18 protein-coding genes are annotated in these 25,674 nt (G+C 46.4%); 1 reads left to right on the top strand and 17 read right to left on the bottom strand.

Annotated elements, in window-relative coordinates; all coding sequences use genetic code 11:
* Positions 1-13: 13 nt before the first annotated feature.
* From PPA03S_RS00840 to PPA03S_RS00790, 11 genes are all read right to left on the bottom strand, one after another.
* Positions 14-931 (bottom strand): ABC transporter permease, encoded by a 918-nt coding sequence (locus PPA03S_RS00840; protein WP_062318878.1) that lies wholly within the window; start codon positions 929-931, stop codon positions 14-16.
* A gap of 98 nt (positions 932-1,029) precedes the next feature.
* Positions 1,030-2,595 (bottom strand): ABC transporter substrate-binding protein, encoded by a 1,566-nt coding sequence (locus tag PPA03S_RS00835; RefSeq protein WP_062318877.1) that lies wholly within the window; start codon positions 2,593-2,595, stop codon positions 1,030-1,032.
* Complete coding sequence (locus tag PPA03S_RS00830) at positions 2,592-3,803, bottom strand: M20 metallopeptidase family protein (protein ID WP_062318876.1); 1,212 nt, start codon at positions 3,801-3,803, stop codon at positions 2,592-2,594. Before PPA03S_RS00830 ends, PPA03S_RS00835 begins: the two co-directional genes overlap by 4 nt.
* The gene (locus PPA03S_RS00825; protein ID WP_062318875.1) at positions 3,803-4,552 is read right to left on the bottom strand and encodes a FadR/GntR family transcriptional regulator; all 750 of its coding nucleotides are present in this window, start codon (positions 4,550-4,552) and stop codon (positions 3,803-3,805) included. Before PPA03S_RS00825 ends, PPA03S_RS00830 begins: the two co-directional genes overlap by 1 nt.
* A gap of 217 nt (positions 4,553-4,769) precedes the next feature.
* The gene (locus PPA03S_RS00820) at positions 4,770-5,483 is read right to left on the bottom strand and encodes a glycosyltransferase family 2 protein (RefSeq protein ID WP_062318874.1); all 714 of its coding nucleotides are present in this window, start codon (positions 5,481-5,483) and stop codon (positions 4,770-4,772) included.
* A 139-nt stretch (positions 5,484-5,622) separates the two neighbouring features.
* The gene (locus PPA03S_RS00815) at positions 5,623-6,720 is read right to left on the bottom strand and encodes a Gfo/Idh/MocA family protein (protein ID WP_062318873.1); all 1,098 of its coding nucleotides are present in this window, start codon (positions 6,718-6,720) and stop codon (positions 5,623-5,625) included.
* Between the two features lie 12 nt (positions 6,721-6,732).
* The gene (locus tag PPA03S_RS00810) at positions 6,733-7,656 is read right to left on the bottom strand and encodes an AraC family transcriptional regulator (RefSeq protein ID WP_245683478.1); all 924 of its coding nucleotides are present in this window, start codon (positions 7,654-7,656) and stop codon (positions 6,733-6,735) included.
* 20 nt (positions 7,657-7,676) lie between these two features.
* Entirely contained in the window at positions 7,677-8,681 is a 1,005-nt protein-coding gene (locus PPA03S_RS00805) for a Gfo/Idh/MocA family protein (protein ID WP_245683477.1), read from the bottom strand.
* A gap of 329 nt (positions 8,682-9,010) precedes the next feature.
* Positions 9,011-14,206, bottom strand: coding sequence for a S8 family serine peptidase (locus PPA03S_RS00800; protein ID WP_062318871.1), 5,196 nt, complete (start codon positions 14,204-14,206; stop codon positions 9,011-9,013).
* 738 nt (positions 14,207-14,944) lie between these two features.
* Complete coding sequence (locus PPA03S_RS00795; protein WP_062319856.1) at positions 14,945-16,165, bottom strand: RICIN domain-containing protein; 1,221 nt, start codon at positions 16,163-16,165, stop codon at positions 14,945-14,947.
* 257 nt (positions 16,166-16,422) lie between these two features.
* Positions 16,423-17,880 (bottom strand): alpha-L-fucosidase, encoded by a 1,458-nt coding sequence (locus PPA03S_RS00790; RefSeq protein ID WP_062318870.1) that lies wholly within the window; start codon positions 17,878-17,880, stop codon positions 16,423-16,425.
* 123 nt (positions 17,881-18,003) lie between these two features.
* Between PPA03S_RS00790 and PPA03S_RS00785 the strand changes: the two genes are divergently transcribed.
* Entirely contained in the window at positions 18,004-18,837 is an 834-nt protein-coding gene (locus tag PPA03S_RS00785; protein WP_157283887.1) for an AraC family transcriptional regulator, read from the top strand.
* Between the two features lie 298 nt (positions 18,838-19,135).
* Here the strand turns inward: PPA03S_RS00785 and PPA03S_RS00780 are convergent, their stop codons facing one another.
* The 6 genes from PPA03S_RS00780 to PPA03S_RS00755 all read right to left on the bottom strand — a co-directional run bounded on the left by PPA03S_RS00780 (position 19,136) and on the right by PPA03S_RS00755 (position 25,640).
* Positions 19,136-20,485 carry a glycoside hydrolase family 30 protein gene (locus PPA03S_RS00780; protein ID WP_062318869.1) on the bottom strand — a complete coding sequence of 450 codons (1,350 nt, stop codon included), beginning with the start codon at positions 20,483-20,485 and terminating at the stop codon, positions 19,136-19,138.
* 22 nt (positions 20,486-20,507) lie between these two features.
* Positions 20,508-22,151 (bottom strand): type 2 periplasmic-binding domain-containing protein, encoded by a 1,644-nt coding sequence (locus PPA03S_RS00775; RefSeq protein ID WP_062318868.1) that lies wholly within the window; start codon positions 22,149-22,151, stop codon positions 20,508-20,510.
* Positions 22,152-22,181: 30 nt separating this feature from the next.
* Positions 22,182-23,069: a carbohydrate ABC transporter permease gene (locus tag PPA03S_RS00770; RefSeq protein ID WP_062318867.1), complete on the bottom strand. Its 888-nt coding sequence runs from the start codon at positions 23,067-23,069 to the stop codon at positions 22,182-22,184.
* Positions 23,070-23,084: 15 nt separating this feature from the next.
* Positions 23,085-24,074, bottom strand: a complete 990-nt coding sequence (locus PPA03S_RS00765; RefSeq protein ID WP_174532098.1) for an ABC transporter permease — start codon at positions 24,072-24,074, stop codon at positions 23,085-23,087.
* 118 nt (positions 24,075-24,192) lie between these two features.
* Positions 24,193-25,215 (bottom strand): LacI family DNA-binding transcriptional regulator, encoded by a 1,023-nt coding sequence (locus tag PPA03S_RS00760; protein WP_062318866.1) that lies wholly within the window; start codon positions 25,213-25,215, stop codon positions 24,193-24,195.
* Positions 25,216-25,301: 86 nt separating this feature from the next.
* On the bottom strand, positions 25,302-25,640 hold the full coding sequence (locus PPA03S_RS00755) for a thioredoxin family protein (RefSeq protein WP_062318865.1): 339 nt from the start codon (positions 25,638-25,640) through the stop codon (positions 25,302-25,304).
* Positions 25,641-25,674: the final 34 nt, after the last annotated feature.

Here is a 25,674-nt window from a genome sequence, read left to right as displayed (position 1 = left end):
ATTGCACCTCCATCTAATCGTATTTAATGCGTGGATCTAGCAGCCGGTAGGCCACGTCCGTCAAAATATTGGTTACAACGACGATAAACGCAATAACAAAAACAGCCGCCTGTACAATCGCCATGTCATGGGTGTTGACGGCAACAACCAGCAGCTGACCCAGCCCGGGCCAGGAGAATACCGTCTCCGTAATCAATGTCCCACCGATCAGGCTTGTAAACTGCAGACTCATAATCGTCACGACCGGGATCAAGCCGTTGCGAAACGCATGTCTGCCAATTACGACCATCCGGCCAAGCCCCTTGCTCCGTGCAGTACGGATGTAATCCTGACTCAGAATTTCCAGCATGCTGGAACGAATCAGACGAGTCATCTGTGCAGCCAAACCAACGCCAAGCGTAAAAGCTGGCAATATCAGATGTGATACACCTCCGCGGCCCGATACGGGCAGAACTCCCCACATGACGGAGAATAACAAAATGAGCATAATGCCCATCCAAAAGTTCGGCATGGCTTTACCAATGACCGATATCCCGGAGATGATCAGATCGGTAAATGTATTTCGTTTGACTGCTGAGGCAACTCCAAGCGGTACAGCCATAACAATGGCAAAAAACATCGCAGCGACAGCCAGTTCAAAGCTGGCCGGCAATCGTTCCAGTACAAGCTGTAAAGCTGGTTCTCCGTAACGGAAGGATTGACCAAAGTCTCCCTGCAATGCGCTGCCCAGGAACTTCATATACTGTGTGTATAATGGCTGGTCCAGTCCGAGTGCCTGCGTTAATACAGCGCGGTCTTCTGCAGTAGCTGTTTCAGGCAGCATTAGAGCAACCGGATCACCCGTGACGCGGACCAGTATGAACACGATTAATGAAACAATGAACAGAACCGGTATAACCTGCAGTAGTGACTTAAGTACATATTTGCCCATTCTCTGTCCACCTCCTTTTAAAAAAGAACGACAGGAACGTGGTACAGTCCCTGCCGTTCACGGCTTACCTTTGTCATAACAGGTTGTTCTATCTGATGTTACTGTGCAGATGTGATCTCGTCAGCATAGAACATCTCGTCACTACGCGGCTGGAAGTTCACACGACTATCTGTTCCATAAACCCCTTCCATCTGGTACAAATACACAGCCGGGCGATCTTCAGCAAGAATTTGCTGAACTTGCTGGTATTCCTTCTCCCTGGAAGCCGGGTCCATGTTAACCAGCGCAGACTGGAGCAATTTCTCCACTTCCGGATTGTTATAATCCGACTCTCCTTTGGCCTCTTCCAACATGTAACGATTGTAGTTATTGGAAGCATCAAAGAGGGAGTTACCAATGCCGATCATGAAAATTTCCTTGAATGATTTGGAACTGTAACGCTCACTGAAAGCACTTGGCTCAAGCACGTCCAGATTAATTTTGAAGCCCACTTGCTCCAGCATCGCTGCCACGACTTCGGCAGGCTCTTTGTACTGGGAGGATACCGAGATGGTCATCTCCGCTTCACCTTCCGCATACCCTGCTTCCTGCAACAGCTGCTTCGCCTTCTCTTGATCATACAGCGATGTTTTGTACAATGAAGGATCTGCCCCAAAGTTGCCTGGTGTCACGGATGTACGGGTAACGATACCTGCACCTCCGGCAATGCTGTCTACAATGCCCTGCTTGTCAATCGCCAGATCAATAGCCTCACGAACTTTCGGATCAGCTGTGACGCTGCCTTCTGTTTGACGGAAAATCAACTGAAGTACACGTTGGATCGGCGCTTTGACGATCTTCTTGTCCGCTTCGCCTTCAATACGAGCAATGTCTGTGGATGGTATGGATGCAGCGATATCAACTCCACCTGCCAGCAGTTCGGATACTCGTGTGGAAGCTTCCGGGATGACACGGAATACAACCTCATTCCATTTCGGTTCACCATCGAAGTAATTTTCATTTTTCACAAGTTCAACACGATCATCCTTTGTCCATTTGCTAAATTGGTATGGACCCGTGCCAACAGGTTGTTTCAGGAATTGATCAAAACCTTTGTCCTCAATATATTTTGCCGGCAAGATGCCTGCTCCCATTTTGGACAGGCGATTAAGCAGCAGCGGATCTGGCCCGTCTGTAATAATATCTACCGTATATTCATCGACCGGTTTGACTTCAACGATGTTTTTGAAGTAGCTGTTTTGTTTCAGAGTGCTGTCTTTGGCTACACGCTCAAGCGTATATTTCACATCCGCCGAGGTGAATGGATCTCCATTATGGAAAGTCACCCCTTCACGCAGCTTGAAGCGCCAAGTTGTGTCATTCACCTGTTCCCATGAAGTCGCGAGTCCTGGAACTTTCTTCTGTTCACTGTCATTTTTGATCAGGTAATCAAATACGTTGACCAGTACTGCTTCACTGGACGTATTATTGTTGTTATGGGGATCAAAGCTCTCAATATCTGTAGCAGCTGCGATGGTAAGCGTAGTGCTGGCAGAGGTTCCGCTTCCTGATTCACTTGATGCCGAATTGCTATCTGTACCAGTGCTCTTTCCACCGCAAGCGCTAAGCACCAGTACTACAGCCAATAATGTGATCCACATGCTTGTCCATTGTCTTTTTCTCATTGTCCATGCTCCCCCTTAGAAGTTGTGTTTCTTGCCAAAAATTCAAGCGCTACGGCGGACAGCATACCCACACCATAAGGCATTACCGTCTCATCGAGATCGAACATTGGATGGTGAAGCGGGTAACGGGTTCGCTCTTCCTCATTCCCTGAACCCAATCGAAAGAAAACACCTGGAATCTGTTCACAGTAGAACGCAAAATCCTCGCCGCCCGTGGAAGGCTGAATGCTGCTCCACCCCTTCGCCCATTCAAGACTATCAACGGTCTCCGCAAGCAGGTCCACCATGCCCAGATCGTTAACTACAACCGGGTAGCCATCGCCATAGATGACTTCGTAACCGGCGCCGAACGAACTGCATACCCCACTAACGACCTGTTCAATCAAGGCTGGCATGCGTTCACGAATGGACGGAGAAAGCGTCCGAACTGTACCAATCATCTCGACCTCTGGAGCAATCGCTGTCCCCATGTAGCCACCGGTGATTTTACCGATCGTTACCACAACCGGCTCAAGCGGGTCTACCATACGACTAGCCAGGTTCTGAAGTGCGGTGATGACCTGAGCAGATACGGCAATGGCATCGATACCTTCATGCGGACGGGCAGCATGTCCACCTTTGCCAAGTATCCGAATCACCAGACGGTCTGCCGAGGCAAACGCCACGCCTTTGCTTACCCCGACAGTACCCGTATCTTGCCCAGGAGTCATATGTAACCCTGCGATCGCGTCGACTTTCGGATTCTCCAGTACCCCATCCTGAATCATGGCACGTGCACCTGCCAATCCTTCTTCGGCAGGCTGGAACACAAACTTGATGTTGCCCGATTTCGGTCTGCCGAGGCTTGTTAGCAGCTCAGCCGCACCCATCAGAATGGTTGTATGCGCGTCATGTCCACACAGATGGGCTTTGCCTTCTACCTGGGAGCTGTAGTCAGCAACCTTTTGATCCTGAATTGGTAATGCATCCATATCTGCCCGAAGTGCGAACGTAGGCCCTTCCGTTTCTCCCCGCAGCACTCCCACGACTCCGGTTTTCCCGACATTACGTGTTACTTCAAGACCCAGACTTTCCAAATGTTTGGCTACAATCTCTGACGTTCGAAATTCTTCATACCCTATTTCCGGATGGCGATGGAAATCTCTCCGCCAGGCAATAAGTTGGGGCTGAAGCGCTTGTGCGCGCTGATATAGTTGTGATTGGTCCATTAGCTCTCATTCCCTTCTTTTTCATCGGATTCTGAAACGAGCCTGGCATAGATGGCGTCAGCCGAGAATTCGATATGTCTTTTCATCGTCTCCCGGGACTTGATGCTGTCATGTGCTCTCAATGCTTCCAGAATCTCCATATGTATCCCATGATTGACGGAGCGAATTCGGTCATCATAGGGCATCAAGTCCAATGCCGGATTAATTTTTGTCCGAATTTGTCTAACAGCGGCCTCACAGTAAGGATTACCGGACGCCTTGGCAATGGTCAGATGAAATTTCACATCCAGGGCCCGAAACCTTTCCCTCGTACAGTGAGGCTCAATACTTTGCTCCACATAAGCTTCAAGCAGCTCCAGCTCGCCTGCGGTGATCCGCTCAGCAGCCAAAAAAGCTCCCTCCGGCTCAATAATGGTCCGGTATTCAAATACTTTGAGCATCTGATCCCAATCTCGCATAATTTCTTCTCTTGTCCGTTTATGAGAATTCGTTGTCAGAGGCAACACAAAAGTGCCGCCTTTGGCCCCCACGCGTTTCTCGATCAAGCCTTTTTCCTCCAGCACAGATAACGCCTCGCGAACCGTAATTCGACTGGCATTAAATATCTCGGCAAGATCTCGTTCGGAAGGAAGTTGTTCTTCACTCATTAATTCCTTAAGAATGATGGCTTCTTCAAGTTGTTCCCTTATAAATTCACTGACCTTTTTGGTAGATACTTTCTCAAAACGAAATGGAAACGTACTGGACATATAAGCACTCCGATCTGTATATGGTCTAGACCTTATACCATTAATATAATTCCGACTAAACAGATATGCAATAGTTTTTTTCGTAAATGTACAAATCGTTGATAGCCTGGCCGGATTTCCAAGCAAAAAAAAGACGCATCTGCATAAGACAGATACTTCTTTTGATTGACTTTTCGTCGTTAATATTACTTTTTTCATTCCATTGAATCTCTCTTCTCTAGATCTCTTTATCTGCAAACGATCTGAAATCTTTCGTAATCGCTAACCGTTTGCTGCCTTCGAGGTAGAAGTGATCATCTGCCCTCCAGGTATGGCTTTTTTTATTTTGTCTCCGGTGATACACATAGTTATATGGTGATGTAGCATAGGTTTTGAATCCTCTTTTTCTGCACTGCCTCAGAAAGGTTACATCTTCTCCAATGGAACGGTCCGTGAACCAAACCTTCTTTAGTACCTCTTTTTTGAACAGAAGCGTACCGCCTTGTACAAATTCCACATATTTATTCTTTTCACTGGGGGATCTGACCAACAACGTTTTGGAAGCACCCAAGTAGACCAGACACGAGTGTTTACCAACGATATCACTTTGGGTCCGCTTGAGTTCTTTCACTTGTTCCTTCAAATAAAAAGGGGAGTAGTAATCATCATCGTCAAATTTGGCGATCAATGAAAGTCGGGCTCGGGTGATCCCGGCATTCAGGCTTTGTCCTAACGATATGCTTTCTGGAACTTGATAAACGGTAACATTAGCATGTTTTCGAACGCGGTTCCTATATAATTGCAGATTCATGCTGTCATGATTCAAAATGATGATAAGTTCTTTTCCTTTGTAGCGCTGTCGATTGTAATTTTGCAGAATGTTGTCAAAGAATTGTGGCCGATTCGTACATACAATGATGGAAACACCGTTTCCCGATTTATTTGCAGTCATGACATACCCTCTTTTCTGCACATATATGTTTTTTCATCATACGTTCAGGAGGAGGGAATGGTATAGACGAATCGATAGGGTGTATAACACCAAAAAACCTTTACCCTCCTGATGAGGATAAAGGTTTCTGAAATTCATACTAGGCTTGATTGGATTCGTTCATATATACAGCTTTACCTGTACGAGCGGATTCATAAAGTGCTTCCAGGATTTGCGAAACAACCAAAGCCTGTTTAGGCGTTACGACAGGTTCCAGATCCTTATCGATCGCTTCAATCCATTTTCTCATCTCTACATCAGGTGCGCTCTCGCTCTTTCCATCGTAGAAAGCGACCCCGCCTGCACTCAGTTCAATTTCGTTAGTGTACAGACGACTGAATTTCTCGCCATTGATGCGCAGGCCGTTCTTCATATCTGCGCCCGCTTCGCTTCCGCTCAAGCTGCATTTCGCTTCATCCACATCCAGTGAATTCAGTGCCCAGCTGGATTCCAGCATGATCGTCGCACCATTTTCCATTACGATCATGCCAAAAGCGGAATCCTCGACCGAGAATTTTTCGGGGTCCCACGGGCCCCATGCGTTCGCTGCATTTTCCCGTTGTGAAAGCTCATGATAGGTTGTGCCGAGAACAACCTTCGGTTGATAGTTATCCATCATCCACAGCGTCAGGTCAAGTGCGTGTGTACCGATGTCAATTAACGGTCCGCCGCCTTGTTTTTCCTCATCAAGAAAAACACCCCATGTAGGTACAGCTCTTCTTCTGATCGCATGTGCTTTGGCAAAGTAAATCGAACCCAGTTCGCCAGCTTCACATAGCTGCTTCAGGTACAAGCTGTCTTCTCTGAAGCGGTTATTGTATCCGATGGTCAGCTTTTTACCCGTCCGCTCGGCTGCTTCAAGCATTTTTTGAGCTTCGGCGGATGACTTCGCCATCGGTTTCTCACACATGACGTGTTTTCCGGATTCCAGCGCGGCAATAGAAATCTCTGCATGGGAGATATTCGGTGTCAGTACATGAACAATATCAATCGTTTCATCCTGAAGTAATTCTTGATAATCCGTGTATACCTGTGCTTCGGAAGTGCCATACTTTTCTTTGGCTTCTTCTGCACGTTCCTGAACGATATCACAAAAAGCAACCAGTTCTACATTATTAAGCTTGCTCAGACTTGGCAGATGCTTGCCGTTTGCAATCCCGCCACAGCCAATAATCCCTACACGATACGTTTTACTCATATCCATTCACCCTCACTTTTGGTTTGGTTGTTTCATTTTACGAAAAGCCGATGGGGTCATCCCCAGACGCTTGCGAAAAACAGCATGCAAATAATTGGCATTGGTAAACCCTGAAGCCAGGGCAATTTGTTCAATGGAAACATTGCTTTCTTCCAGGTTACGGCACACCGCACGCAGTCGGATATCCTCCAGCACACGGCTGAAAGGCATTTCCGGCTGAACCTGATAAAAGATTCGTTGCAGCTGCCTGCTGCTGATATGCAGTTTCTCCGCTACATTCTCCAGTGTCACTGCTGTGGGATGATTCGCCTCCATATACTGAATGGCATAATCGTACCTGTACACCGACATGTCCCGCACAGGGGCTTCCGCCCGATTTCCCCCGATATCGTAGGCTCGGACGGTCTTCAGCAGAATACTGATCACTTGCTGCTTGATTGATGTGTAATATCCGATGAGTTTACGATCACAAGCCTCATAAGCTTCCAGAAAACAGTTCATGGCGCGATGATAATCATGGACTGGAGCAAGAGGCAGTGTTCTAAGCTTTTCGATCGTTTCCTCGGATTCCGCTGCCTCCCACGGATCTACACCCTCTCTGGGATGTTCAATGATATCCACATGAAGACACAGCTCATCCATGGCCTCCTGGGAATCGGCCTCCTGATAATGAACAAGGCCAGGACCTGTCAAATACAGCATGCCTTCCGATAGCGGATGCATTTCATCTCCCAGAATGACTTTACCTTTCCCTCTCGGGATAAAATGGAATTCGAATTCCGCATGGTTATGAAAATCAACGACTCGGCCTGCCGGAAAAGAAGTCAGATGAAATCGCAGAACCCGGATCTCGTAGTGTCCCCACAGGATCGAGACATCCAGCCTTTCCAGGATATCCTGTCGTTCAAGCATTTTCTCAAAAGGATATCGGCTCAATACGGCACCTCCCAATATCCCTACCCCTGCAACTCATTCAAGGAGATTCTGCGCCCTTCCTTGGCAGAAAGGTTGGCCGCCTCCATCAGTCGAGTTAACTGTGTGGCCGTCTGCAAATTCTCGGTAGCAATCGTATCGTTTTGAATATGGGATACCCACTGGCTGAATGCGCTTTCTCTTCTGTCCAGCAAAGGGATCTCCGTCCATTCTTTTTGTTGATCTGAACCGGCATTCGTGCGAATCAACAGCTTATTCTCCGGTGTTCCGTATAACAGTGTGCCCTCTGTACCATGAACCTCGATCGTAAACGGCGAATGACTGTTCACAAATCCTGCCTCGACCACACCAATTGCTCCGGAATCCGTAAATAACGTGGCAACGGCGTTATCTTCGACCTCTTTGCCAGTGATATATCCAAAATTGGCATTAACACCTGTCACTTCTTGACCCAGGAACAGATTCGTCAGATACATCGGATGACAACCGAGATCAATCAATGCACCCCCCTGGCAATCTTCCAAATTATAAAAATGCTCAGGCAACCAGTTGCCTATGGCCCCGTTATGGGATAGGCGTACACGAACATAAGTCACTTTACCAAGTAGTCCTTGGCTCAGAACATCTTGAATCGTTAATGTATATCCATCATTCAAACGAGGCAAAGAAACCGTCATTTTCACTCCGCTATCCTGTATATCAGAAATGATCGTATTAACCTCTTTTACAGTTGAAGCAATAACTTTCTCTGTGAAAATATGTTTGCCTGCTTTTGCAGCAGCTGAGATTACCTCTTCATGAAGGCGAGTCGGTGCATCCACAATGACAGCATCGATGTTGTCCTGTGCCAGCATATCTTCAAGCGATGCATAGAAGGGTACGTTCAGACGTTCAGCTGCTTCCTGACCGCGCACGGCATCTTCATCCCACACCGCGGCCATCTCCGTATCTTCATGCTCCTCAACCTGCTTGATATAATCCCAGGCATGGACGTGCCATAAGCTTATTTTGCCTATTTGAATGGTCACTATGATTAACCTCCATACTATATGATATTCTGACATCTAAGTATAAAGTAACACAGACCTGATCTAATTTTAATAGGAACTTACGACAATAACTATATAAAATCACGACATGATTTAGAACATTCTTTTAAAATAACAAACAAAAAGCTTCCTGCTCACGCCGTCGTGATGCTGGAAACTTTCTCTTCATTTCAATCGCTTGATTGAGCAATGCGTCATATGCAATATCATTGAACGAATCTTAGGCAATACCTTTTGAATTTACACACGAAAAGCCGACAAGCCACTATCTCTTGGCTTCTCGGCTTTTCGTCTTACATGTTCATCGATTAAGGCAACAGATTATCGTCAGCTGGCACATTCGTTTCGGGAGCTTCTGCTGCGGATACGAACAACCGTCCTGGCGCTTCCGCCTCGACCTTGTTTCCTGCTGCATCCTGAGCACGGATCACAATCACTCCACCCTCAAGCACCAGCGAAGAAGCTGTAGTGTAGGTGCCTGTATAATGACCAGGTTCCGTTTCCACCAATGGAATCTCAGTCCCTGCCTGTGTGCTCAGATTGGATGGCAGTTCAATCCGGAAAGAAGCCTGCAATTGAGGGATACTGTCGAACGAAACCGTTACGGATTCTCCTGCCACAATCCGTACATCCTCCGCTGGAGAAATATTCGTAAGCTCCGGCAGCGCTGTTTCCACAGTAACGACACGGGTCACGGTTGTTTTATTCCCGGCAATATCAGTCGCCGTTATTGTAATGGTGTTTTTGCCTTCATTTACGAGCAGGCGGTGATTAAAGCTTCTGTTTTTCTCCAATTGTACCTTTTGTCCGTTCACAGTCACCTTGTCGAGGAATTGGTCCTCTACATGGCCGGTTACATGCACTACTTCCGTGTTGGTTCGGCTTCCTTCCTCAGGTGTGAGAACCGTTAACACAGGTGCGGTCTGATCCAAAATGATTATAATTGGAAGTGAACGGTCTGTTGTCTTTCCGTTAATTACCGCCTCGGCAGTAAGGGCGTTAATGCCTGCACGGAGTTTTACATCAAGCTTAAACGTTCCATTCTCCACAGTGGTTGTTCCAGCAACCTCTTTCCCGTTATAAATCTTGATTTGGGCTCCATTAGCTGGAGAAGTTCCCGATACGGCATATGTCGATTGGTTCGTATAAGTGTTCGTCGGCTGCGTGAGGACAGGTGCATTCACAGGGTATCTCACCACTGCACGAATCATATAGTTCCCCTCTTCTGCGGGCGCAGTACTCCATACACCCCCGACACGCTGCCAGCTCCGGGCCGCATTCACACCCGTTTCATCGGTTGCAAGACCCGGTGCGCTAGTTCCGGCAGCCGTCTGTACATACACGATGTAGAAATCACCTTGCACCACCACTGGTTCTGGAAACTCAACGGTTGTCCACTGATCATTGCGCAGTGCCGTACCGTCGAACGGTCCCGCCAGCAATCGTCCTGGTTCTCCACCCGAACCGGAGGCATCATAGACAGCATATTGGAATGCTGTCCCACCCGGCACAGGCCACTCTGTATTCCAGAATCGAAGGGATGCACCAGTAAGCTGCGCAGTCTCCATTTCCGGCGTCATACGTACAGCCCAAGCATTACCAGCTGCAACAAATGCTCTTGCATTTTCAGCTGTTCCATCGTCATAGGCGATTTCTCCGGGAAACCCGATAAATGGTTTTAACGCCACTTTCGCTTCGACTTTTCCATTTCCAGGCACCGTTACACTTACCGTTTGGCTGTAATAATCAGCAGCCATTATCGATAGCGTATAGGTTCCTTCCAGAACATCCAGAACGAATTTGCCGTCTGACCCTGTCCGAACAGCACCTACCTGAGCATCTTCCAATACAAGAACGGAGGCTCCAGCTATAGGTTGTCCTGTTCGTTCATCGCTCACAATACCTTCAATCTTGCCTTGAGGGATGGTCTCCAGATTGAAATTGGCTGTCGCTCCACTACCGTCCGTGATGGTTACCGTCTTGGTCTGAGGATAATAGCCATAAGCCTCAGCCTTCAATGTGTAATCGCCCGCCACGTGAGTAAAGCTGTATTTGCCTGTCGTTGGGTCGGTCTTCACGGAACGCCCTGTTTCCAGAACGGTGACCGTTGCACTTGCAGGCAAGCTTTGCGGCGTAACAGAGCCTGTTCCAGGTTTCTGTACTTCGGGCTGTTCCTGCTTGGTTTTATTGAATTCAGCCTTGTCCGTGCTTGAAATTTTGTACCAAGGATTATCATATTCCGGCTTAGGCTTATCTCCGTTTAGAACAACCGCTGTATCTTTCGTAACGGTCTCAGCTGCGATCCCCAGAATGCGGAAGTCATCGATGTACCAGCCTTGCTTGACGAAACTGCTGTCTGAAGTCAATCTGAATCGGAATTGAACTTCACTTCCCTTCAATGCGGCCAAATCGTAGAATACCGGAGTCCATTGTTTCCCGTTTGAAGAATGAGAGAACTTCCCGAGCTCCGACCATGTGCTTCCACCGTCTTTCGTCGCCTCGACATACCCGTAATCATATCCACTTTCAATCTCATACCAATGATTAAAGGTCAGTGTGGCTTGATCCACCTGAGTCAGATCCACCACTGGAGATACCAGAGAATAGTTCGACCCGTTCTCATACGTACTGTCCAGGTCCGTTGCCCACACATTCGGCGAAGATACGGCACTGGCAGGTCCAACGACCGGTACGCCGCGCTCCCACTCGTCCTTGGTGCCCGAATGAGTCCAATCATTGTCGTTATTGCCATCGAAATGGTCGATATAGATATCTTCAGGGACCTCCACGGTCACGGATACCTCATTCGACTTGTCACTTTCATTGCCGCTATAATCAAGAGCGGCTACCGTATAATAATAAGTCGAATCGGTCACCGTAGCGGTATCCGTAAAGGTTGTTGCCGAAGTATTTCCGATGGCTTCATAACCGCTTCCTGAGCTTGTTGAACGATAAATGTTGTAGGATTGCAAATCCTCATCGTCTGTTCCGGTCCAGGACAAGTTTACATTTCCCAGTATGTCGGCTGAAGCGGACAATCCGCTTGGTGCTCCCGGAGCAATATCATCTGGTGCTTGAACGGAAAAGTCATCGATATACCAGCCAGCCTTTTGAACGGAATTGTCACTCGTCAGATTAAACTTGATAAACACCTGCTGACCGGCATATTCACGCAAGTCCACATACTGTGTCTTCCATCCTCCACCAGCACCCGTAAAGCTCAATACCTCTTGGAATGCATAGTCACTGTCCTCAGTGGCAATGTACACTTTGCCAAAATCGATGTTACTCTCCAAATCATACCAGTGTTTGAAGGAAACCAATGCTCCTTCTGTGCTCTGGGTGAGATCGATTGGCGGTGCAAGCAAATAGGCATTGCTATTGGCTGCGTAGGTACCGGTCAAGTTGGTCGCAACCACTTTATCACCAGAGAAGGCACTTCCCGGACCACTTGTTGGTGCTCCCCAAGCCCAGTTACCAACGCCGCCTGAGGTAAAGCCGAGATTATCTTCCTCAAAATCCTGCAGATATCCAGGCTGGACTCCATTGGAGACAGCAACCTTATAAACTTTACTCTCGAATCCGTTGTTACCGTAATCATTGACTCGGATGTAGTATTCCAAGCCCTGCGACTCGATTAAGAATGACGGGATCGTCGCTGTGTAGGTGCCGTCTTTGGCATCCCCATCGATCCGATTCATTGGCAGATATACATATTGGCTCGTGCCTGTTGTTTTGGCAAACGCTTCGACTGCAGTTACACCGACATTATCGGTAACATGCGCAGTAAGAGGAATATCCAGCCCCGTAAAAGCAGAATTTACAGGCGTATGCTCCAGGACTGGTGCTTCCAGATCGTCACCTGCTGTGACTACCCTGCCGGATACTGTTCCTATGCCTTCGAGTACGGAACCTACTGCATCCAATGCATTAATGATGCCGTGCCCGTATCCGTTATTTGGCGATGTTGGGTACTGGCTGTCTGTTCTCGGTGTCGCTGTATCCATAATAATCTGCTCCAACTGATCAACCGTAAGGGAATGATTGGCTTGAAGCAGGAGTGCGGCCAGTGCAGTGGTATGCGGGCCTGCCATAGACGTGCCGTTCCAGCCACCCTCATATACTCCACCCGGAACAGAAGAACGAATGTTAACACCTGGTGCCGAGACTTCGGGCTTTATCTCCTCATATGGGGACGGACCAAGAAGGGAAAATGAAGCCAGATTCCCGTTGATATCCGTTGCCCCGGTAGCGAAGCTCTCTGGATAGTTCGCAGGGTTCGCAACCGAACCAGGACCTCCCGGATTCGTCAGTGTCGTATTCCCGGCTGAAAATTCCGGAAAGATCTGTGCATCACGCCAGGCTTGAACCATTGGACGGAACCACTCGTCCAATCCTGCACCGCCACCCCAGGAATTGTTCACCACATCCGGGGCAAGCTCAGGATGCAGGTTTCCTTCGGCATCCACTGGAGCAATCAGCCATTGCCCGCCATCCAGTATAATGGCATCGGTGGTTTCCGGATTGAAAATCCGGACGGCAATCCATTTTGCTCCGGGAGCAACCCCGATCTTGTTGGTACCGTTGGCTTCGGAACCTACCATTGTACCCATCGTATGTGTACCATGACCGTCTCCATCCGCAGGAAGGGAGGCATGGCTATGGGGATCATACCAGCTTAGCTCGGGATCAACGATATTTCCCGAAGCATCAAGTCCTCTCCATTTACTGCGGAGCGCCGGATGGGTGTAATCGACCCCGCTGTCCAGGTTGGCAACAACGATTCCTGTACCGTCGATTCCTCTATCCCAGACGGCTGGCGCGTTGATAGAATCGATATTCCATTCAACGTTCTCTGTCTGCAAGCTCTTATTATCAGCCGCTGCATTTTCCTTCGCTGCTGCCTCTTTGGCTGGTGCCTTGGCAGACTCTGTTGCTGGAGCTGCTGTTGCATTTTCGCTGCTAACCTCGGTTTTCTGCATATAACGCTGCTCGTTAGGCAGGATTTTATCCACCTCGGGAAGAAGTGCAATCTGTTCCATAACTTCCTTCGTACTTGTTACTGCGAGTGCATTAACGATGAAATAACTTTTATATTCTTTGACTTTGCCAAGGTCAAGTTCCTTTTCAAGAAAACGTTCCAGGGTGTACTGGGATCGTGAGGCCGTTTCCCGCAGAGTACTGACAACCGTGCTTCGCACAGACAATTTCGTTGCAGAAGCCGTTTGCTTTTCAATCGTCGCCTTTTCCATCGCTAGCTTGGATACTGAGGCTGTGTCTACCTGTTCTTTCATTTTGACCAGATAAGTTACATAATCATTGCTCTCAAATTCCTTGCTCAGCTTGGCGTTGATTTTGGAGGTGGTGGTTTTTTCCAAACTGGATTTCATGTCGATCTTCTGCGATGCAGCGTTTTCAGCTGAAACCGGATGAATGATAGAAAATGCAAGGAGAAGCGACAGGCCCATGGAAAGCGGCTTGCGTAAACGGTTTATCTTTATCAAACTTTTCCACTCCCTTTACCCGGTTTTTTTAATACAGCGATTCACTGTATCCATTTCTTTAAACGAAATGATGAAACGGCCTCAATTGGACAGACATATTGCGTTTATCTACATCGAGCCTCACCTCCTTTACAGGACAGGTTATTGGTAAGTAAGTTACATCGTATGTGAAAGATTGTAGGTAGCCATTTTCAGTGTATAAGGAAAAGGTGGATTTCAGATCAATTCATCTTGTGAGCGGAAAAGCGCATGCATTATGGAGGGTAATCACCAGCGTTAGCAAGAACGCATACTTTACATGGGAGTATTATGGAACCGGGTAGATCAGAAGTTTTCTTTACATATGTACAAACTCTCTCTTAAAATAACGTATAATATAAAATTTGGAATTTAATTGTATTTTTATGGTATATTATAGAGTCATAAAAAGAGATATACAAGTACTTTTATAGAAAAATATAGAAAATAAGCCTTTTTAATGCTTTTATAAGTCTAATGTCTCTCTACTATTTATCTTTTTTTCGTAAATGCGAACCACCTTGGCTTTTAGATGATTCAAAGAGTTCTTTATAACTACGTCTGATTCATTCTGACACCAAAAAGAACGACGTGAGAAACTTCACACCGTTCTTTTTAGGTTCATGGCAATGATCAATTGGTCTTTGTTGGCAGAGATGTTTACAATATATTAGCGCCAATGAATTTCGTGATTGGTTCCCCTGAAGTTATTGCAATTATTTAATTCAATTTGTTAAATGACCATCTTTGCGCATCTGTACCGTTATCATTCCATTGTTGAACTGCGGCCCCATCCGCTGTTGAAGAGCTCGATACATCCACCGCCAATCCATTCACCTTGGAAATGATTTTATAGTAACCGTTACCCGTCTCCTGGATGCTCCACCTTTGGGCGTTAGAGCCGTTATCGTCCCATTGTTGAAGCTGTACACCAGGAGATGCTGTCGAGCTCGGCACATCCAGTACTTTGCCGCTGTGAACAGCCGTGAGTTTATAGTAACCATCACCTGTGCTATCCACCCTGAACGTTTGGTTAGTTGCACTGTAATTGGTCCATTGTTGCACCTTGGCTCCACTTGCCGTAGACACATCTACAATATCCAGCACTTTACCGCTGGCTTTGGAACCGATCGTATAGAGGCCACCGCTGACAATATTGGGTGTACTCGCTGCTTGATATACCCGTACATAATCCACAAGCATTTGTGACGGGAAAGGTGTCGCATTATTGGGGCTGCCAGGCCAGTTTCCGCCCACAGCCATATTTAACAGGAGGAAGAACGGACGCTGGAACTCTTCGGTGTTTCCTGTTCCATTTTCGATGTAAAATTCATTGAATTGCTTGCCATCCACGAACCATCTTATATATTTGGAATCCCATTCGATGCTGTAGACATGAAATTGAGAAAAATCAAGATTCTCCGAAATCTTTCCATAATCGGCATGCCCGTTAGCATCCCAGTGTACGGTACCGTTTACAAAAGCGTTGTTGTTGACCCGTTCCATAATGTCGATCTCTCCGCTCTTGGGCCAGCCAACGGAATTAATATTGCTTCCCAGCATCCAAAAAGCAGGCCACAGCCCCTGACCTGACGGCAGCTTGATACGTGCTTCCACTTTCCCGTAAGTAAAATCCTTCAAACCCTGGGTCTTGATTCGTGCCGAGGTATAACTGCTGCCGTTATAATTTTCTTTGCGAGCAGTAATGACCAGGTTCCCGCCTGTAACTTGCAGATTCTCGGTGCGATTTGTATAATACTGCAATTCATTATTTCCCCATCCGCCGCTGCCGGTACCTATCTCTGCTGACCAATTCGACGTATTCAGAGAGCTTCCATTGAATTCGTCACTCCAAACCAGGTTCCAGTTTGTCGCTGCGTTTGTCGTCGTACCAGGCAGCAACGCAACCAGCAAACTGAAAAGCACAAGCAGACTTATCATTTTTCCCTTTTTCAACCATTTTCCCTCCTCATGTTAATGGACTGACTTGAAAGGGAACACCCCATTTTTATCAATCCATCGCATCTTTTACATTATATGTATTCCGAAGACGGCTCGAAAATTCTCCAAGTGAACAAGATATGTAAAGGACATGTCACTATTTGAAGTAATAGGACTGCATGGACGAATTCTTGACAAAAACAGGACGAAGGGCCATAACCAAAGAGCAGCACTCCTGGTTATGGCCCTTCGTCCTGTTAATCCAGTTCTAATTTGAAAACAACGGGGGCGGTGCTTCGTACATTCGTTGTTCTAATCGACAATGCATTTTCCGTTCTGTTCCATTCCGGCTGTTCATCAAAACCAAGAACCTGTATGTCCTTGATCAAACCTTGAAAATGATGGGAGTTTTCTTTCAACGCATTAAGGTGAACAACTCCATTGTCAGGGTAGGCAAGAACCGTCGCATACAGGATGTTTTCTTTTACGGTATAGCGAATATCCTCACTTGTAAAAATCTTGGTATCCCCATCTGTGAACTGGCCTTCTTTCACCAGGGTTGGCCCTTCACCAAATATGCGCCAGAACGTCGTATCGTAGATGGCTTCGCCATTCACGTCTAGCCATTTGCCTATGGCAAGCAAGATGTCCCGATCTTCATCGGGAATGCTGCCATCTGCTTTTGGGCCAATGTTCAGCAGAAGGCTTCCGTTTTTACTTACAATGTCGACGAGATCTCTAATAATTTCATCCGCGGATTTATAGTCATTATTTTCCGTGTAACACCATGAATTTTTGGCTACAGCGGTGTCGGTTTGCCAGAAGTAGGGCTTAAGATCGGCGAATTGCCCTCGCTCCACATCCGGGACGGCACAGCCGAGCATAAATGCATCATGTTTATAATTAATAGCAACAGGAGTCCCCCATTCTTCCCCTTTATTATAGTAATAGGCACTGAATTTTTTCAGGTAAGGTTTAAACGCAGCCGTCTGAATCCACCAGTCGAAATAAAATACTTTGGGCTGGTACTGATCAACCAGTTCACAGCAGCGAATCAGCCAATCTTCCAGGAATTCTTCGGACGGAGGCGAACCATACAAATCATGATGATCCGGTTCAGGCATCGCAGGCCAGTAGAAATCACCCCTTGCAAGCGGTTCCTTAATATCCGAATCAAACGCCTTTCCATGAGACATAAAGAACCAATGCTCTGCCCGATGTGAGGAGACACACAAGGTCAACTCCTGTTTCTCATACGCAGCCTTCATCTCCCCCAGAAGATCCCGTTTGGGTCCCATTTCAACTGTGTTATAGTGAGAGATGGAACTTTGGTACATCTGAAATCCGTCATGGTGCTCGGCGACGGGCATGACATATCTGGCTCCAGCCTTTTTAAAAAGCTCTGCCCATTCATCAGCATCAAACTTCTCCGCCTGAAACATGGGAATAAAGTCTTTGTACCCAAATTCCTTCGGATGTCCATAAACAGCAAGATGATGTTCATAGGCTTTGGAGCCTTCTATATACATATTTCGAGAATACCATTCACTATCATAAGCGGGAATAGAGTACAGCCCCCAGTGAATGAAAATACCGAATTTTGCGTTCTTATACCACGCTGGAACCTCAAAGGCACTAAGCGAGCTCCAGTTGTCTTTGTACTTGCCTTCCGCGATTGTTGCTTCGATCTTTTGCAAATATGCGTTTTTGTCCATGATTCATTCTCATTCCTTCCGTTATCATCTCCACTTGTATTGTAGTGGCTGGGTCAACAGATAGACATGCAGAACATTAACTTTGAGATGGACAATAATAACCTTTGTAAGGAGATGAGACCCTTGAAAGAGAAGACACTACTCACGAACCATTTATCCAATTTGCAGGTTGATTTGTTCATGGTCAACTACAATCGTTGTGAAACCGACTGGCGTGATATGAATTATACCCCCGATTACAGCAAGTTTTACTTCATATGTGAAGGTGAGGGCTGGCTCAAGATCGGGAATCAGGAATACTATCCGGCACCCGGACAGCTTTTTTTAATGCCAGAAGGAGAGCTTCAGTCCTATTCTGTCATTAGTGATCGTCCATTCCTCAAATACTGGTGCCATTTTAGTGCAAAGGTTGGCGGAATCAACCTGTTCCAGATTCTGAAGTTCCCACACTGTTGTGACGTAAATGATCCAAAGCTGATTCAGGAAATCTTCGACAGCATCCTTGCATATGCCAACTCCGGCGAAGTCTATGCTCATATGATGGCCAAGAGCAAACTGGTAGAATTATTGTCTCACTATGTGATGAATCTGGATCTGCAGCAGATCTCTTATGTAAACATGCCTATTATGGAAAAAATGTCCGCGATACTGGCTTATATTGATTCCAATATTGAAGAGAACATTTCGGTGCAGGATCTGGCTCAGATCGCCTACATGCATCCGAATTATTTCATTCGTTTCTTCAAACAGCAGATCGGTGTTCCTCCCATTCACTATATAACAGGCAAGAAAATCGATAAAGCCAAGGAGCTTCTCACATGTACTTCGAACACAGTAACGGCAATTGCCGAGCATCTTGGGTTTAGTGACTTATACTATTTCTCCAGGCAATTCAAGAAACATACAGGCCTTAATCCGACGGAGTACCGCAGACAAACGACACTGCTGACGACATAAAGAATTAATGTCAATGCAAATGCCAAGCCAGTATGTTCTCTTTATTGATGAGAGCGGAGGCACACCGAATCTGGCGATTCAAAGAATATAAGCAGTTTAGATGTAATATCGAACGTAACGATAGCAAAGGGATGTCCCATAAGTCATGAATATGACGAGGGACATCCCTTTGCTATCGTTATTTTGTTTTTAATGTACTGGCAAACGCTATTTGCTCTTATATGCCAGGTCTGCAATCTAACGAATCACAGAGACGTTATTTCGTTAATGGGGTCGATTTTTTAGAGATGAAGACGACTTATTCATGGTTGATCAAGATGGACAAGGCACCTTTGGATTCCAATTGCAGATGTAACAGCTCATCATTGCGAAGACTTACCTTCACATTTCCGGATTGATCCCCATCATTGAAGAGAACAAGCGCAGTGGAACCATCCGTATTTCTGAATGCAACGGAATATATTGATACATCGCTGGAGGTCGATTCGATCCGAACAGCGTTCGGACGAATCAATGCACTGAAATGAGCCAAAGCATAATAATCCAATGTATAGGTTAGCTCTTTCGTTTGCTGGTTGACCTGTACAATACCGCGACATGTGCTTTTTCCAAAGCCAGGAACGGTCGGGCCGTTATTCTCATCAAGCGCCATATTCCAGAGTACCAAAGACTTGCTGTAATTCCGCAAAATCTGAATCCCGGTTCGGATCACATTGGAGAAGGCTTGTTCGAATGGAGGAATCCATTCCCCTCCTGAACCTTCTGTGAAATGCACCTCTTTACCCGCAACCGCTTCATATACCTTTGTTTGAGCCGAGGCTTCTCCCCCATACCAGTGCCAAGCGACTCCGTCCACTTCATCTCCCGCCTGTTCCAGCACGGTCAGCGGATAATCCGGTTGGTCCCAGTTGTGGTCATAACATAGGATTTTGGTATGGATATCGTTGCGGACCAAGGCTGGCTTCAGATGATTTTTGATGAAATCCGCTTGCACTTCCGCGGGCATTAACATGCCTGGATAATGTCCTGGCTCATATAGTGCCTCATTCTGCGGGGTAACGGCATAGATCGGCAAACCGTTCGCTGCATAACCCTGGATATACTTCACAAAATATTCGGCATATGCGGAATACCACTCCTTTTTCAGCTGTCCTGTAATCATTGAACCACTCGTTTTCATCCAACCCGGAGCACTCCAAGGCGAAGCGAACAATTTCAGTTCGGGATTCAATTCCAACGCCTTTTGAGTCAGAGGAATAACATCCGCTTCATCGTGTGCAATACTGAACCCGGTTAATTCCGGGTCCGTTTGGTTTTCTGGCAGATCATTATAGCTGTACACCGTTCTGGCATAGTCTGAAGCCCCCATCGGATTGCGGATGACCGACAATCCAATGCCTTCTACCGGATGGAACAGCCGGGTCATGACCTCTGCTCTCTGCTCCTCACTTAATATTTGGTTGATCAGATAGGCAGATGAGTCGGTAAAAGAAGCCCCAAATCCATCCATTTCCTGATAGGTTTGCTGATCATCCAGATGGATAGTCGTTGCTTCCATATCGGATGTCAGCGGTTTCAATTGATCCGGGGATACCGATACAAATAATTCATCTTCTCCCGTGGATTTGTACATTTTGAATGTTGTCATATGATTTCCCTCCACATTTCTCTTATTGAATACCCAGTTTCTCTTTATTCAGTTTCATCTTTTCACTGCGAACTTTCACAATGTCATCCCAGCGATTTTCCCCCAAGAAGGATTTATAAACAGCAAGCGCATTGTCAAAAGCGGCATCATCTTTGGCACGTACCATACTTACCAGTGTCGAATTCCACTTGGCGTTGATTGCCGACAACGCACGTGCTTCAGGTGTTCCTTGATTCGGACTAATGTTTTCCAGAATGAAGTGTGGTTTCAGTTTTCCTTTGCCCCACTCCTGCATTTGTTTAATAGCTTCCGGGAAAGCATCCGCGCTCAGTGCTTTGTGACGGTCATGACCAAAGAACATAAACTCGCCCATACGGTAATCCTTTTTAAATTTATCCGCATTATGCAGTTGCAGGTCTTTCACAGCTGGCAGCAGCTCAACCGTACCGTCTGCATTCTTTTGATACGTCTCGCCTTCAATACCATAGTTCATCAGAAGCTGACCTTCTTCACTCAGCAGGTACGTAAAGATTTGAATTGCTTTCGCCGGATCTTTGGCGTCCTTGGAGATGAAGTTGATCATCCAGCCTGTAATACCGGATTGATTGAGCGTCGGTGCATTCCCCTTCGTGCTTTGCGGTCCATCAATGGCAACATACTCTTTGCCTTCATTGGCACTCATATAAATTTGCAGATTTCCTCCCTGTTGAGGTGTGCCATCCAGCAGCATCGTTGCATATTTGCCGGATTTCACTTTTTCTTCAAAGGCCGTACCATCATCCGCAAAGCTGTCATCACTGATATTTCCGTCTCTGTAAACCTTATTTAACGTCTTCAGCCATGTAAGATAATCTTCATCCTGATTGCGATCGTAGAATTCTCCATTTTCAGTTTCAAGCGGTACGCCAATGAAGTCTTGCAGCGTATCTCCGAGTGAACCTGTTCCTTCACCAATAGAGTTAAAACCAAATGGAATCAGCGTCGGGAACTTCTCCTTGATCTGTTTCATCACACTTTCGAATTCCTCTGGCGTCCCCATGACAGGACTTCCCAAAGCTTCGTATACATCTTTGCGGATGATAAATGCCGTTTTGGCCGGAATGTTACCACTATCATAATCGGCTTGCGTATTGGAATAGTTCGGATAGCCATACGTTTTGCCGTCAGCCAACTGGAACCAGTTGAGAGTATCGGCTGCCGCAACTTTGTTGAAGTACGGATCATATTTTTCCGCAAGGTCATTTAAGGGCATGGCCCAGGTTGCAGCTTTTTGTACCACAGGAGAGTTGGAGTCAAACACCGTCAGCAAGTCAGGCATATCTCCACCAGCGAAAAACGTATTTAACTTGGTATCATCACCTGTGATGAATTTGATGTTAATATTCAGATCTTCTTTAATCTTTTTGGTGACAATGTCTTTGCCAAAATCCGTGTTCCACCAGTCCGCATTGACGTACCAGGTCAGGTCCGTAGCTTCTTCCTTTTTATCCAGCTGCCAGGCTGGCTTTTCCGGATCGACTGTATATCGGTCTTCAATGGAGACCCAATTCCCCTCACTTGAACCACCTGAACCGCCACTGCAACCGGTAATCATCAGCACCGCTGTCAGCAGTGCCGCACACAGTTTTACTCCTTTTTTACCTGCTGCTGCATTCATCTTGAACATGTTGTTTCCTCCTTATGGTTAGGTAAGAAATTACTCCTTGACTGCTCCCAGCATCATCCCCGAGATAAAGTATCTTTGAAGGACGGGATAGATCAGTACGATAGGTAATGTAGTAATTACAATTGTGGCCAGTTGCACGCCTTTGGTCGTCGTTTCAATCACAGCGGACCCACCAATATTTTGCATGGATTGCGTCTGGGACTGAACGATAATCTCATATAACATCATTTGCAGTGGATATAGGGACTGATCGGTGATGTACAACTTGGTTGTCATAAAGTCATTCCATTGCCCTACCCCATTAAACAGTGCGATGGTTGCCATCGCTGGCATGGACAGCGGAATGAAGATTTTCAAGAAAATATGCCAATCCCCTGCGCCATCGATTTTGGCCGACTCTTCCAGGGAATCGGGTACATTTCGGAAGAAATTCATCAGGATGACCACATCATAGAAGCTGAACAATGCGGGAATAATGTACACCCAGAAACTGTTAAGCAAGCCGAGTGATTTGATCAACAAGTACGTCGGGATCATTCCGCCCGAGAAGAACATGGTGATAACCCCCATGGCAACGTACAGCTTACGGCCACGTATGTACTTTTTGCTCAGACCGTAACCGACCATGGCACAAAAGAACACGTGCGTAACCACTCCAATGGTCGTTTTGGAAACGGAGATGAAGAACGCCTGCCAGATGCTTGAGTCGTTGAACACGGCTCTATAATTCTCCAGCGAAAACTCCGGTGACCAGAAGATGAACCCGCCTTCCGCCAAAGCTTTGCCTGAGCTAAAGGAAGAGATGATGACATTCCAGAGCGGAACCACAATAATGACAGTACAGATCGTTAGCAAAATAATATTTAAGGTATCAAAGATCCGACTATCGAGATCTTCTTTAGCCACCTTTCCATTCACACGGGATGCCTCCTTCTACAGCACAGATTGATTATCGTTTAATTTGCTTGTAATTTTATTCGCGGTGACCAGGAGAATAACAGACACGATCGAGACGCCCAGACCCACCGCAGTAGCATACGAAAAGTCACCCTGTGACATCCCCATACGATATACATACGAATTGATAACTTCTGCCTTGTCACGGTTTTGAGAGTTCATCAGAACCAGGGTCTGATCCAGATTTGAACCTAATAAACCGCTTACAGTAAGGATCAGGTTAAGGCTAATGATCGACTTCATGTTGGGCAGCGTGATATTCCAGATTTGTCTAAGACGGCTAGCACCATCGATTTTGGCTGCTTCATAATACGTGGGATCAATCTTCGACATGATCGCCAGATACAGAATTGTTCCCCAGCCTGCTTCTTTCCAGATATCCGACAAGGTTGCAATCCACCAGTACTTGCCTGCATCCAGAAGGATGTTCTGCGGCTGAGAGATGACTCCCAGACTGAGCAGCAGCTGATTGAACAATCCCGTTGTTGAAAACCAGGTGATGAGCATTCCGCCGAGTACGATCCAGGAGAGAAAGTGAGGCAGATATGAAATCGTTTGCACAAATTTCTTGAATCGGCCGCTGTTTAACTCATAGATCATGATGGCCAGAATAATAGGGATTATGAACCCGATACCCAATTTCAAAAAGCTGATTCCCAGCGTATTCACGACCGCATCCCAGAAGTATTTGTCAGACATAATGATTCTGAAATTTTCCAAACCAACCCAAGGTGCACTGGACAGTGTATCAATGACGGTGTAATTTTTGAAAGCGATCGTCAATCCGTATATTGGAATGTAACAAAATATAATCATAAATAGGATGCCGGGTATGATCATCGATTGAATTTCCCATTGTCTTCGATAATCGATGACGAACTCTTTCATCCGTTGTCCGACGGGTTTCTTTCTGCCCGGCCTTACTGGCTTTTTACCGGTTGATGTCTCTACGGCTAATTTACTCACGTTCCTTTGCTCCCCTCCAACTTGACCATTTTCTTATAAAAACGTTTTTATTTTTTGGCATAAAAACCCCCTTGACTCATATCCAGGTTTAAAAAAAGACCGGAGACAACTCCATCAGCTATGTACGATAATCACTCCGGTCGATCTTTACATGACTTGAACCCCTGACAACAAGTTCACCCGTCAACTTTTGGGCAACGCCCTGTTCCTTCTTCTTGATCATGCCCACCAGATGATTGACCGCCAAGATCCCCTGCCTTGCAATCTGATTTCTTACCGTTGTCAGAGGTGGGGAGAAGTACTGGGCAATATCAATATCGTCAAAGCCTACAACACTTACATCCTGAGGAACCTCATAGCCATGTGACTTCAAAGCATGAATACAACCAATGGCACTCACATCATTTCCTGCCAGAAAAGCATCAGGAAGCTTGCCAGGATGCAGATGGAGGAACGATTTTACCGCACTATACGTGCCCTCTTCCTCAAAATACCCCTGTATAATGTAATCATCATCCACCGGAAGCTGATACTCACGCAAGGCCGCCAGATATCCATCTCTGCGCTGCACACTGTCAAACATGGTGTCAACGCCTGAAATGTAGGCAATTTTCTTATGTCCGAGCCCAATTAAATACTTGGTTGCTTCATAGCCCGCCACATACGAGTCAAAAATGACGCTGCCCATCCGATCACTCTGATAGACCCGGTCCAGAAAAACAGCCTTAATCTTGTCTTTCTCCATGGCGAGGATATCCTGCTCATCAATCCGAAGCTCTTCGTAGATGATGACGCCATCCACGCGACGCCCAAGAATATTGCTCATAATGACCTGTTTATCCTTGGTGACAAACACATTCAGCCCGTAACCCAGACGGTCGCATTCACGAGACATGGATTCAACCAGTTTATAAAAATACGGACCCGACACACTTGTGGTGAAAAAGCCCAGCATCTTGGTTTGCCCGGATTTCAAGAGCTTGCCGTTCAGGTTGGGAACGTAATTTAAACGCTCTGCTACCTTCAGTACATGCGATTTGGTCTCCGGGTTTAAAACATCCACGCCGTTTAACGCGTTAGAAACCGTAGAAATGGATACGCCGGCTTCCCTTGCAACATCCTTAATCGTAATCTTTCCCATAATTTTTGTTCCTTTGCTATAAAAACGTTTTTATATATTTTAAATTAGCATAAAACCGTTTTCAATACAACACTTTAATTATTTTATTATTTTTGCATGTACAAATTGTAAATCTGCTGCAGCTGTTCTTCCAATCGTTCTAAGCGAACAAATCGATCCTCTCGAATAAACTCTTTCCGCTCTACGAGCAAGAGCATGGTTGGAACTGTGAAAATGAGAAACCTGGATGCCACCTCTTCCACAACATTAGCGTCAATGCAGCCAAGATGAACCATCGGGTACGATTCAAGCAGTTTCCGGATTTTAGGAAGTAAGGCGTGGCATACGCTGCACTCAGACCGGGATACATACAATAAAACCAATTCATGTTGTTGAATAAACTTCTCTACCATTTCAATGGATGTTAATTCTTCAAAATCTTTCATCGAGATCCCCCTTTCGGACAGCTGGCAGCTTTAA

Source organism: Paenibacillus pabuli NBRC 13638 (genome assembly GCF_001514495.1).
Lineage (GTDB): Bacteria > Bacillota > Bacilli > Paenibacillales > Paenibacillaceae > Paenibacillus > Paenibacillus pabuli.
Note: the sequence above shows the minus strand (reverse complement) of the source record. Positions and strands in the feature narration are given on the sequence as shown.